The organism is Aquamicrobium sp. YD-1-mutant5 (genome assembly GCF_059509755.1).
Map to the genome: position 1 here is coordinate 476,076 of NZ_JCAKKP010000001.1, position 12,132 is coordinate 488,207.

At 61.3% G+C, this 12,132-nt stretch carries 10 protein-coding genes; 2 read left to right on the plus strand and 8 right to left on the minus strand.

From position 1 onward, the window contains the following. Positions 1-3: 3 nt before the first annotated feature. From AC5XE7_RS02295 to AC5XE7_RS02305, 3 genes are all read right to left on the minus strand, one after another. Positions 4-1,374 carry a M16 family metallopeptidase gene (locus tag AC5XE7_RS02295; RefSeq protein WP_495364317.1) on the minus strand — a complete coding sequence of 457 codons (1,371 nt, stop codon included), beginning with the start codon at positions 1,372-1,374 and terminating at the stop codon, positions 4-6. A 71-nt stretch (positions 1,375-1,445) separates the two neighbouring features. After that, the gene (gene rsmD, locus AC5XE7_RS02300; protein WP_495364316.1) at positions 1,446-2,000 is read right to left on the minus strand and encodes a 16S rRNA (guanine(966)-N(2))-methyltransferase RsmD; all 555 of its coding nucleotides are present in this window, start codon (positions 1,998-2,000) and stop codon (positions 1,446-1,448) included. Between the two features lie 2 nt (positions 2,001-2,002). After that, entirely contained in the window at positions 2,003-3,967 is a 1,965-nt protein-coding gene (locus tag AC5XE7_RS02305) for a pseudouridine synthase (RefSeq protein ID WP_495364315.1), read from the minus strand. 80 nt (positions 3,968-4,047) lie between these two features. Here AC5XE7_RS02305 and AC5XE7_RS02310 point away from each other — a divergent pair, with 80 nt between their 5' ends. Next, positions 4,048-4,494: a nucleoside deaminase gene (locus tag AC5XE7_RS02310; RefSeq protein WP_495364314.1), complete on the plus strand. Its 447-nt coding sequence runs from the start codon at positions 4,048-4,050 to the stop codon at positions 4,492-4,494. 30 nt (positions 4,495-4,524) lie between these two features. Here AC5XE7_RS02310 and AC5XE7_RS02315 read toward each other — a convergent pair whose 3' ends face one another. The 3 genes from AC5XE7_RS02315 to AC5XE7_RS02325 all read right to left on the minus strand — a co-directional run bounded on the left by AC5XE7_RS02315 (position 4,525) and on the right by AC5XE7_RS02325 (position 9,293). After that, positions 4,525-5,190: a hypothetical protein gene (locus tag AC5XE7_RS02315; protein ID WP_495364313.1), complete on the minus strand. Its 666-nt coding sequence runs from the start codon at positions 5,188-5,190 to the stop codon at positions 4,525-4,527. Positions 5,191-5,367: 177 nt separating this feature from the next. Then, a complete protein-coding gene (gene ileS / locus AC5XE7_RS02320) occupies positions 5,368-8,289 on the minus strand; it encodes an isoleucine--tRNA ligase (RefSeq protein WP_495364312.1) in 2,922 nt (973 codons plus the stop codon). Between the two features lie 230 nt (positions 8,290-8,519). After that, positions 8,520-9,293 (minus strand): MipA/OmpV family protein, encoded by a 774-nt coding sequence (locus AC5XE7_RS02325; RefSeq protein WP_495364649.1) that lies wholly within the window; start codon positions 9,291-9,293, stop codon positions 8,520-8,522. Between the two features lie 202 nt (positions 9,294-9,495). Here AC5XE7_RS02325 and AC5XE7_RS02330 point away from each other — a divergent pair, with 202 nt between their 5' ends. Then, complete coding sequence (locus AC5XE7_RS02330; RefSeq protein WP_495364311.1) at positions 9,496-10,050, plus strand: HdeD family acid-resistance protein; 555 nt, start codon at positions 9,496-9,498, stop codon at positions 10,048-10,050. A 3-nt stretch (positions 10,051-10,053) separates the two neighbouring features. Here AC5XE7_RS02330 and AC5XE7_RS02335 read toward each other — a convergent pair whose 3' ends face one another. Both AC5XE7_RS02335 and AC5XE7_RS02340 read right to left on the minus strand, forming a co-directional pair. Then, complete coding sequence (locus AC5XE7_RS02335; RefSeq protein WP_495364310.1) at positions 10,054-11,028, minus strand: bifunctional riboflavin kinase/FAD synthetase; 975 nt, start codon at positions 11,026-11,028, stop codon at positions 10,054-10,056. Positions 11,029-11,036: 8 nt separating this feature from the next. Continuing rightward, positions 11,037-11,897 carry a TIGR01459 family HAD-type hydrolase gene (locus AC5XE7_RS02340; protein ID WP_495364648.1) on the minus strand — a complete coding sequence of 287 codons (861 nt, stop codon included), beginning with the start codon at positions 11,895-11,897 and terminating at the stop codon, positions 11,037-11,039. Between the last annotated feature and the right edge of the window lie 235 nt (positions 11,898-12,132).

Here is a 12,132-nt window from a genome sequence, read left to right on the forward strand (position 1 = left end):
CGCTTAATTCCCGGCTTTGATAGTCGGCAGAAGATATCCGGTGGTGGAAATCGATGGCTGGAGATAGCGCACCGCAGCGGCACTGACCTCCTCTGCCGTCACCTTGCCGATTCGATCCGGCCATTCCTGCAAATCCTGCACGGTTGCCCCGGTTGCCAGAGCGCTGCCATACATGTTGGCCATGCTGATCTGGCGATCCCTTGCAAAGATGGTTGCCCGGACAAAGCGCTTCTTGGCCTTTTCCAGTTCGTCGTCGGTAACGCCATCCTTTGCGATACGCTCGATCTGCTTGTTTATCGCCTGTTCGACCTGCTCCAGCGTCGCCTCTCCGCGTGGAGTGCCGTAAACGGTAAAGCTCGTGGCATCGAGCATGGTGCCGTTGTAGGACGCGCCGGCGCTTGCCGCGATGCCCTGCTTCACCACCAGTTCCTGATAGAGACGGCTGCGCAGACCGCCGCCCAGTATCTCTGAAAGGAGGTCGAGCGCTTCGGCCTCGCCGGGTTTTGCCGTGTTGTAGGAAGGCACGACCCATTGCGAGGAAAAGCTTGGAACGCTCACCCTTTCGTCGGTCAGCGTCACCGTACGCTTGGTGTTCTGCTCGGGTTCGACCGGGCGAACGCGCGCGGGCAGATCGGGGCCCCGTTCGATCTTGCCATAGGTCCGTTCGGCCATGGCTTTCACGGTTTCGGCATCGAGATCGCTGGCAACCACCAGAACCGCGTTGTTGGGCGTGTAATAGCGATCATAGAACTCGCGCGCATCCTTGCGGTTCAGCTCTTCCATCTCCTGCATCCAGCCAATGACCGGAATGCGATAAGGCTGGTTCTGCCAAAGGGTTGCACTGACTTCCTCGTCCAGCAATGCACTTGGATCGTTGTCGATACGCGAGCGGCGCTCTTCCAGCACCACGTCACGCTCGGTAGCCACTACCTCGTCGTTGAGCACGAGATTGCGCATGCGGTCGGCCTCATAGCCCATCATGCTCTCAAGCGCGTCGGAAGGTACGGTTTCGAAATAGGCAGTGTAGTCGTAGGAGGTGAAAGCGTTGTTGTTGCCGCCGATCTCGGCGATGGCGTGGTCGAACTCTCCGGCCTTGTGGTTGCTGGTGCCCTTGAACATCAGATGCTCGAAGAAATGGGCTATGCCGGATTTTCCGGGGGGCTCGTCGGCGCTTCCGACCTTGTACCACACCATATGGGTGGTGATCGGCGCGCGGCCATCGGGAATGACGACGACCTCCATGCCATTTTCAAGCGTGAAATGGGAAACCGCCCATTCCTTCTTTTCTGGCGTGTCTGCGAAGGCGGTGGAACTGAATATCCCGAGTGAAAGAGCCAGAAGCGCTGAACGAAGGCGGTTCGGGTCTGATCTCATGGCAGTCTCCGGTTGTTCGCAGTCCGAATCTCAAGGATTGCGGGTGGTGTGAAGGCCGAACGCGGCAGAAGTCAGGCAGCGACGATGAAGCGGATCACGGTCTCGCCATAACCGCGTTCATCGATGATCGAAAAATCCGGGCCGGGATCGAACGGAATGGAGGCGACCTCCTCCACAACGCACAACGAGCCGGGTTGCAGCCAGCCGCCTTCGCGCACGCTGCGCAGCGCGCGTTCGCCAAGTCCCTTGCCATAGGGCGGATCGGCGAACACCAGCCCGAACGGTGACAAGGTGCCGATGTTGCCGATGGCCGTGGCATCGCGCCGGAAGATTTTGGTCCTGCCGGTCAGGCCGAATGCTTCGACATTGGTGCGGATCAGACCCCGCCCCTCTGCAGACTCCTCGATAAAAACTGCATGCGAGGCGCCCCGCGACAGAGCCTCCAGACCGAGCGCGCCGGTACCGGCGAAGAGGTCCAGAACACGGGCCCCCTCAAGCTTGTCAGGGAAACGATGCGCGAGAACGTTGAACACGGCCTCGCGCGTGCGGTCTGTCGTGGGTCTGATGGAATCGGAATGAGGCGTGACCAGTGGCCGTCCCCGAAACTCGCCACCAACGATACGCATGCCTATGACCTCTTCGGACCCTTGCCCGGTCCGCCGCGGCCACCGGCCTGCGGCTTGCGAGGCCCTCGGTCCGGGCGCCCATCCTGGGGACGCCCACCGTCGGAGCGCTTGTCGACGGGTGAATCCTGATCGCGCTCACGCTGCGGACGTGCGCCAGGCGCCATCCACACATTGGCCCTGCGCTGGCCGGGCGGATCCAGTGGTGGGCGCTCCTTGTTGCGGGAGCCTTCCCTGCCACCTTCCGCCTTGCGCGGCGGCTTGCCGCCGAAGCCCTGACCTCCCCCCGGCCCCGGCCGGGTGGAGAGCTTGCCGAGTGCTTCGTCGCGGCTGCCTTCGCGCATCTTGCGGCGCTTGATCAGCCCGCCCTCGCCGATATCGAGGCGCGACGACTTCTTCGCCGCAGGACGCGCTTCATCAAAATCGCCATCCCGACGCTCTTCGCGTTTGACCGGCTTGTTGGAGAAGGGCTTTACGATGTCGGCATCGAAATTGGCGCCGGATTCCTCGACCAGGCGCTCACCCAGTTGGTCACGCAGCGTGCGTCCCTTGATCTCCAGCACATGACCTTCCGGCAGTTCGCCAAGCTGGAAGGGGCCGTAGGAGATACGGATCAGGCGGTTGACCTCAAGGCCGAGCGCGCCAAGAATGTTACGCACCTCACGGTTCTTGCCTTCGCGCAGGCCGATGTTGATCCAGGCATTGCTGCCCTGCACACGTTCAAGGCTTGCTTCCGCCCCGCCGTAGAATACGCCATCGACGGCGATACCGTTCTTGAGGTCGGCCAGCGCCTGCTCATCGACCTTGCCGTGGACGCGCACCCGGTAACGCCTCAGCCAGCCGGTGGCCGGCAATTCCAGCGCCCGCGCCAGCCCGCCGTCATTGGTCAGCAGCAACAGGCCTTCCGTGTTGATGTCGAGACGCCCGACGGTCATCAGACGCGGAAGCTCCGCCGGCAACACGTCGAATACGGTCTTTCGTCCTTCGGGATCGCGATTGGTCGTGACCACGCCCGCAGGCTTGTGGAACAGGAACAGCCGCGTGCGCTCAATCGGCGGGATGGTGACACCGTCGAGTTGAATCACATCACTGGCCTGAACATTGAAGGCCGGCGAGGTAAGCACAACGCCATTGACGCGGACACGGCCGGCCCCAATCAGTTCTTCAGCGTCGCGGCGCGAGGCAATGCCGGCTCGCGCCAGCCGCTTGGCTATGCGCTCCCCGCTCTCCTGCTCCTCGGCTGCAGGACGCGGCCGCGGTCTGAACTGGCCGCCCGCGGGTTTGCGATCGTCCGCGAAATCGCGCTTGGGCCGATCGCTCCGGTTGAATCCGCCGGAACGCTCGCCGCGCGGGGCAAAAGGCTTGTCACTCCCGTCCCGCTTCACAAAAGGCCTGGTGCCATCGCGCTTGGCGAAAGGTTTACCGTCCCCCTCCCGCTTCGCGAAAGGTTTGCCCTCGGAGCGTGGACCTCTGGCAAACCTGCTGTCGCTGCTGCTCTGGTCGCCCTCTTCGCGTGGGCGTCGGTCTGGACGAAAATCGCGTTGCGGTCTGTCGCCCCGTTCGTTTCTGCGCTGATCCCCGTCGCGAGCGGCGAACGGACGTTCACCATCCCCGCGCTTTCGGAACGGCGGCTTGCCATCAGGGCGCGGCCCCTTGCGGAAGGGGCGCTCGGCACCGGCATCCGCTGCTTGCGGACGGTCGGAGCGCCTGAAATCGCGAGCCGGACGTTCATCGCCTCCAAAATCGCGCTTCGGGCGATCCCGGCCCTCGAATTTCTTGGTGCCATCGCCACTATTTGCAGCGTCGAACTTGCGCTTCGGGCCTCCGGAGCGCGAATCCGCGCCGGGACGCTTGGCAAAGCTCTTGCCCGCTGCCGGTTTTCCAGCCCCTTTTCCGGCCGACGGCCCGCGCGGCTTCTGTCCGCCGGGCTTCGCTCCGGGTCTGCGTTTTGATCTGTCGTCTTCGGTCATGTGGTGTTTGCTCTTTTGGCGGGCTAGATAGCAGGACAGGCCCCCGCTTGCGAGGGGATAATAGCGGGAGATCGTATTGAATGAAGCGACCGGACTTCATGGCCCTGGCGCTTGAGCAGGCAAAGGATGCGGCGTTACGCGGCGAAGTGCCGATCGGGGCGGTTCTGGTAGCCGATGGCGTCGTCGTCGCTCAGGCCGGTAACCGCACCCGTGAACTTGCCGATCCTACCGCCCATGCGGAGATTCTGGTCATTCGCGAAGCGGCGGCGAAGCTCTCGGCCGAGCGATTGGGTGGATGCGATCTTTATGTCACTCTGGAGCCATGCACGATGTGCGCGGCCGCGATTTCTTTCGCCCGCCTGCGCAGGCTCTATTTCGCGGCGACGGATGAAAAAGGAGGGGCTGTCGTTTCAGGCGTGCGCTTTTTTGCGCAGCCAACCTGCCATCACACGCCCGACGTCTATTCCGGTCTCGGCGAAACCGAAGCGGCCACGATTCTGAAGGATTTCTTCAGGGCGCGCCGCTAGACGCCGGCGAAATCAGACCGGAAAGCCAGTTTACCAGGGCAGCCAGTCGAACATGCCGCCCTTCTTGGAGGCCGCACGCTTGAGCCGGCGCTCCTTGACATATTCGTCCTCGCCAAGCTCATCCTGCGGCGCGTTGGCGGAAGCGACGCGGTAATCCAGCGGCGGCTCGCTCAGATAACGGCGCGTGTTGGGGCTGCCCTGCTTGGATTGGGCAAGGCGCTTCTTCACCTCAGGGCTTTGCTCCCTTGCCATACGGGCATTTTCACGCGGATCGAACTTGTCTGAAACGAAGGTGTTCGCGGAAGCCGACGTTTGAGTCGGCAGATCGTTGATCACTTCCGGCTCATAGAATCGGTTGTCCTGATTGGCCGTGGCACTGGCGCGGATGCGCGCGCGGCGCTGTTCGGGCGATTCGGGCCACTGTGCGCTGGCGGTCGTGACGACATTGTCCTGGGGGGCGGGAAGATTGGCCTTCTGGGCAGCGGAAGGTTTCACCAGTTCGGGGCGCGGCTGATAGTCGATCTTTTCGCGCTTCGGGGGGGCAAATGTCAGCGCACTGGTAAGATCGGTCGCCAGTTGCTCGGATGCGGTCTTGTCAGTGCCATAGGTTGGCGAGGAAACACAGCCAGCGAGCAGAAGACCGGAAGCGGACAACGAAGCCAGCAACGCCACGCGACCACGGTTTTTGTCAGTCATGCCGAAAAAACTCACTTAGAGCGGCCCCCTGATTGATGCCGGCCGGACATTGTCGAAATTCCAACATGTCCTTGTAATGGTAAATCCGGCGACAATTTGTCGTCGGGAAACGTGGTCTTTACCTTAAGCTGTGTGCGAGGGCAACGCGTAGCCGGTACGCGCTGCCCTCAGCCACAATCAGATGCGCCCCTGCGCCTGCAGTTCATGCAGCACTTTGGCATCCCGCGCCGACACATCCGGGAAAGCGGGATCGCTGCCGACATCGTCCGTATAACGCCAGGAACGGGCACATTTGCGCAGGTTCCGGTCAACAGCCTTGCCGATCACCACGGCAACGCCGGGAATTTCGCGCAGGCTGAAAGCACCGGCAGGCGCCTCGTCAGACGAAATCACCAGATCGCTGGTGATGCTGATCTCGGCCAGATCGACATCGTTCACAACCTGCCGGAGCCCTTCGTCTGTCACGTAGACGACGGGAACGGCCTCAAGAGACGACCCGATGGTCTTGTTGGCCCGCTCCAGTTCGAGCGCCCCGGTGATGACGCTGCGCACCTGCCGCACCTTACGCCATTTGGCGGCCAGTTCGTCATTGCGCCATTCGGAAGGCACCTTGGGGAACTGGGCAAGATGCACGGAGCGTTCCTGCGGATAGCGATCGCCCCATGCCTCTTCCGTCGTGAACGGCAGCATGGGAGCAAGCCACTTCACCAGGCAGTCGAACAGATGGCGCACCACCTGTACCGCCGCTCTGCGCTTCACGCTGGAAGGCGCTTCACAATAGAGCGCGTCCTTGCGGACGTCGAAATAGAATGCCGACAGCTCGACCACCATGAAATCGAGCAGCGCACGGGTGATCCGCTTGAACTCGAAGCCGTCATAGCCGGAACGCACGATCTCATCGAGCTCGGCCAGCCGGTGCAGCATCAGCCGCTCCAGTTCCGGCATGTCCGCCAGCGGCACGTCCTCGCCATCGTCATGGGCAAGCGTGCCCAGCATCCAGCGGATGGTGTTGCGCAGCTTGCGGTAGGCGTCGATATTGGTCTGCAGCACGTTCTTGCCGAGGCGCTGGTCTTCCCAATAGTCGGTGGTCATCACCCACAGACGCAGAATGTCGGCGCCGGACTTGGACATGACTTCCTGAGGCACGACCACGTTGCCGAGCGACTTCGACATCTTGCGGCCATCCTCGTCCATGGTGAAGCCATGGGTGACGACGGCATCGTAAGGCGCCCTGCCCCGCGTTCCGCAGCTTTCCAGCAGCGAGGAATGGAACCAGCCGCGATGCTGGTCCGAGCCTTCCAGATAGACGTCAGCCGGCCATTTGAGGTCGGGACGATCTTCCAGCGTGAAGGTATGCGTGGAGCCTGAATCAAACCACACATCGAGAATGTCGGAAACCATCTTCCACGGCTCGTTGCCGCGCTCGCCAAGGAAACGCTCACGCGCACCTTCCGCGAACCATGCATCCGCGCCTTCCTGCTCGAAAGCTTCGAGAATGCGGGCATTGACGGCTTCGTCCTTCAGGACATTGCCGTCCTCGTCGGCGAACACGCAGATCGGCACACCCCATGCGCGCTGGCGCGACAGCACCCAGTCGGGACGGTCCTCGATCATCGCGCGCAGACGCGTCTGGCCGGCAGCCGGCACGAAGCGCGTGGCGTCGATAGCGTTGAGCGCGCGCGAGCGCAGCGTGGTGCCGTCGCCGAGCTCCTTGTCCATATAAACGAACCATTGCGGCGTGTTGCGGAAGATCACCGGCTTCTTGGAACGCCACGAATGCGGATAGGAATGCTTGAGGCGTCCCCGCGCGAACAGCATGCTTCTGCCGATCAGCGCTTCGATCACGGCCTTGTTGGCATCGCCCTTCTTGCCGTTGTCGTCGATAACACGTGCGGCACCGCCCTCGCGGCCCGGCCCGAAACCCGGAGCGTCCCTGGTGAAGAAGCCGGCATCGTCGACGGTGAACGGGATTGCGGTGTCGATGCCGCGCCCTGCGAGATCACGCGATGCATCCATCCACGCGTCAAAGTCCTCGCGGCCATGGCCGGGAGCGGTGTGCACGAAACCTGTGCCGGCATCGTCGGTGACATGGTCGCCGGGAAGCATGGGAACCGTGAACTCATACCCGCCGCCGAGACCCTTGAGCGGGTGAGCCAGCGCGATCGACGCCATTTGATCGGCGCTTACATCGCTCAGGCGGCGGAACTGCAATTTGGCCTTGGTGAAGCAGTCTTCGGCCAGCGCATCCGCGAAGATCAGCTTTTCGCCGGCCTGTGGCCCGAAATCGTTTTCGGCTGCGGTAACTTCGTACAAACCGTAGGCGATGCGCGGCGAGTAAGCGACGGCACGGTTGCCGGGGATGGTCCACGGCGTGGTCGTCCAGATGACAACCGACGCGCCATCAAGATCGGAGGCGCCAGCGGCCACCGGGAACTTCACCCAGATCGTGTCGCTCTCATAGTCCTGATACTCGACCTCGGCCTCGGCCAGCGCCGTGCGTTCGACGACCGACCACATCACCGGCTTGGAGCCGCGGTAGAGCTGGCCCGACATGGCGAATTTCAGGAGTTCACCTGCAATGCGTGCCTCGGCGTGGAAATTCATCGTCGTGTACGGCTTCTTGAAGTCGCCGATCACGCCGAGCCGGAGGAACTCCTTCGTCTGCACGTCGATCCACGATTGCGCGAACTCGCGGCATTCCTGCCGGAATTCGTTGATAGGCACCTCGTCCTTGTTCTTGCCGGCGGCGCGGTATTTTTCCTCGATCTTCCATTCGATCGGCAGGCCGTGGCAATCCCATCCCGGAACATAGTTCGAGTCATAGCCGCGCATCTGGAACGAGCGGGTGATGACGTCCTTGAGGATCTTGTTCAGCGCATGGCCGATATGGATCGTGCCGTTGGCATAGGGCGGGCCGTCATGCAGGACATATTTGGGGCGGCCGGCGGCATCCTCGCGCAACTGCCTGTAGAGGTCCATCTCCTCCCAGCGGGCCACGATCTGTGGCTCTTTCTCGGGCAGGCCGCCACGCATGGGGAAATTCGTCTGCGGCAGATAGAGTGTTTTGGAATAATCGATCGGTTCGACAGTATCGGTCATGGGTTCGCCATATGGATTGCCCGGCCGGTTTCGACACAGGGCCTGAAATTCGTGATTTCTGGAATATGCGCGAAGCGCGCGCACCGCAATTCCCGGCGGCTCCGGCAGGCGAGTTGCATCTCAGCCCGCCCGGAGCACCGGGCTGGTAATTCGTATCGCAAAGGCGACATGGTGCGGCTGGCGTATCATGGCCGCGCTTCTAACCTATGCAGACCCAGGAATAAAGGGCGCTACATGGTAAAGTCGAAGCGGTATGTGGCCGAAACACCCATCGTGAACTGATTGCGGGAACCGCGCTCACGCACGATGCTGGAATCCGCGGCAGGTCCCATGAGGCGCGAGTATTCACCGAAGACGCTGGTGGTGACAGGATCGGACACTTTCCATGTTACCGCACCGCCGACGCCAAGCGAGCGAACACCGCCACCCGGATTGTATTCGCTGAGGCCAGAGCGGAAGCTTTCATCTGCGGTGACGCCATAGTAAGCGTCGAAGTATTTCGATGATGCGAACGATGCGCGGGGTCCGCCGGAAATCCGGATTTCCGGAGTGACGTCGTGGAAGGCATCGACCGCGATATCGCCGACCACGCCCTTGTGAGCGCGGATGCCCTGACGGACTTCAGCCCTCATGCGCACCCAGTCCAGCGGATAGAATTCAAAGAAACCGCCTATTTCACCGCCCCAGCGCATCGGGTCCAGTCCGCGAATGGCGTCTTCGTCATTGTCGCGCTTCCACAGGAACTTGCCCGTCACACCGGCGCGAAAATCGCCCTGATCGGTCAGCGCCAGAGATATGTTGTCGTTACGCGATGAGAAGCGCACGGGATTGCCGGCCTTGCCGAGCGAGATGATCGGCGTCGCACCCAGCATGTATTTCTTGCTGCCCTCGAAGTCGGGCGCCACCAGCACTGTTGCACCGACGGTGAGATACCAGTCCCCGGACAGCCATCCGCCGATGCCATCGGCGGCATGGACAATCGTGGGAACGCCAAGAGAAAACATTGCCGACAACGCGGCCGCAGGCTTCAAAACAGACATGTCTCACCGTTTACGCAATACAAGTGGGAGTTGAAGCGATTGTTGCAGTCAGTTTGGTAAAATTTGTTTTAAATCCGTAATGTTATGATGCGCCGGCCTACTGGACGCTTCGAAGCGGCGGCACTAGCTTAGTCGTGTGGAGGGGTGGGTTAGCAGGAGAGGCAACATGACTTTTGAGAACAATTCAATCCGCAGCATCACCGACGAAGTGCGCTCCAAATGGGGCTGGTTCGTAGCACTCGGGGTTCTGCTGCTCATTCTGGGCGGCGTCGCGTTCGGTAATCTGTTCATCGCGACAATTGCATCTGTCTATTTTGTCGGCTGGCTGATGCTTTTTGCCGGCGTCATCGAAATCATTCACGCTTTCGGAGTGCAGACTTGGGGCCGGTTCTTCCTGTGGCTTGCGAGCGGCCTGCTCTATGCGCTGGCAGGCATTTTCGCCTTCTATAACCCGATTTTGGCGTCGGCAGTCCTGACCTTCCTGCTTGCCGTCTCACTGGTTGCGTCCGGGGTGCTACGCGCTTGGGTAGGCTACCAGAACTGGGATCAGAAAGGTTCCGGCTGGATCGTCACGGCCGGCGTTCTCACTATTCTTGCCGGCATCGTCATCGCTATCGGCTGGCCGGTGAACAGCCTGCAGATCCTCGGACTGTTCCTGGCAGTCGACCTGATCTTTCAGGGCTGGAGTTTTATTGCGTTCGGACTGGCGCTGAAGAAGTAAAGGTCAGAAGCTGATTTCGGCGTCCAGCGCAGAAAGGCTCCGGACACCACTCAGCACAGCCCTCGCCTCCTGCTCGTCGCGCTTCATCTGTGCGACGAGTGCGTCGAGTCCGTCGAATTTTTCTTCGCCGCGCAGATACGCGAAAAACGAAACATCGCAGACTTCGCCATAGAGATCGCCGGAGAAATCGAACACGAAGGTTTCGAGCAGCGGCGCTCCGTTGACATTGACCGTGGGGCGGCGGCCGAAACTGGCAACGCCATCATGAAGGCTTCCGTCTGCGCGCCGGAACCGCACCGCATAGATACCTTCGCGCAGTTCCACATCTTCCGGCAAACACATATTGGCCGTTGGAAACCCTAGCGTGCGACCGAGTTGCTGACCGCCGATGACCTCGCTTTGCACGGTGAAGCGGTAGCCGAGCAGTCCCGCCGCCTGCGACACATCTCCTGCGGCCAGCAGCTCTCTTATACGGCTGGAGGAGATGACCTGCGCGCCTTCGTCGCGAAAGGCGTCCACTAACGTCACGCCAAAGCCGTGACGCTCTCCGGCATTCATCAGATAGGCCGGGCCGCCCTGGCGGTCCTTGCCGAAGTGAAAGTTGAAGCCGGTGATGGCATGACTGATGCCAAGATTTTCCTGAAGGATTCCGGCCACGAAATCCTCCGCCGACTGTGCCGCAAACTGTTCCGTGAAGGCCTGCTCCACAACCGCTGAAAAACCCAGTTCTTCGAGAAGACGCGCTTTCATTGCTGGCGGCGTCAGCACGAAAAGCGGGACCTGCGGCCGGAAGAATTTGCGCGGGTGGGGCTCGAAGGTGAGGACAAGGGCGGGAACGCCACGCTTCCCGGCCTCTTCCAGCGCACGCCCCAGCACAGCCTGATGGCCGCGATGAACGCCGTCGAAATTTCCGATCGCCACGACACCACCGCGCAGATGCGCAGGCAGTTGCTCATTTCCGGCAATGCGCGCCAGCATGGGAAGTCCTACTGCAGTCGCGGCATGACGGCCACGGGGGCGTAGCCATGCTTTTCCAGAAAACCGGCAAGCTGTTTCGGATCCGGATTCAGGGCATCGCCATAATCGCGGGCATGGATGCCCCCCGAAATGTAAAGCGCATCGACACCATTGTCGGCCGCGCCCTTTATGTCGGTCATGATTCCGTCGCCGATTGCGAGCACTTCGCGACGATCCAGATCGCGCCCGACAATGTCGGCGGCAGCCCTGAGGGCAGCCTTGTAGATCGGTGCATGGGGTTTTCCGGCAATCAGCGTGCGCCCGCCCATCTGGCCGTAGTCACGCGCGATCGCGCCCGCGCACCAGATCAGCCTGTCCCCGCGCTCAACCACAATATCGGGGTTGGCGCAGATGAAGGGTAGATTGCGTGAACGCAGCCTCGTCAGCAACTCCTGATAATCCTCAGGCGTTTCGGTTTCATCATCGAACGGACCGGTGCATACGACTGCCTGCGCCTCGAAATCCTCAACCAGCTCGACATCGAGCCCATCATAGATATTGGTGTCGCGATCGGGGCCGATATGGAAAATCCGGCGTGGCGCCTCGGCGATCAGATCGCGCGTGACATCGCCGGAACTGACAAGCTTGTCATAGGTGCCGTCCGGAACGCCGATCGTGCGCATCTGGGTCACGACATCGGCTCCGAGCCTTGGCGAATTGGTGATCATAACGACTGCCACGCCCCTCGCCCGTGCTTCTGCCAGCGCGGAGACCGCCTGCGGGAAATGCTCCACCCCGTTATGGACCACGCCCCATACATCGCACAGCAAGGCGGCATAGTTACCCGAGATCGTTTCGAGAGAATTGATGATAGGAGAATGAACCGTCATGTCGGCAGGCACGTCCGTATCTCGAAGATTGTCAGGCCTGATGGCCTTGCGGGCTCCCGGATTAACCGATGCGGCCCTGACTGTCACCAGCTTTCCTGCCTTGCCCGTCCGGTTGCTGGTTAACGTGCTTTGAATGAAAGAGAGCAATTTTAGACAATTGCGCAAACCCGAAATTTAAAGGTTTCAGCGATAGTGCCTCCGACCAGTCAGAATTGGCAGCGGGGGCTAGAGCCAG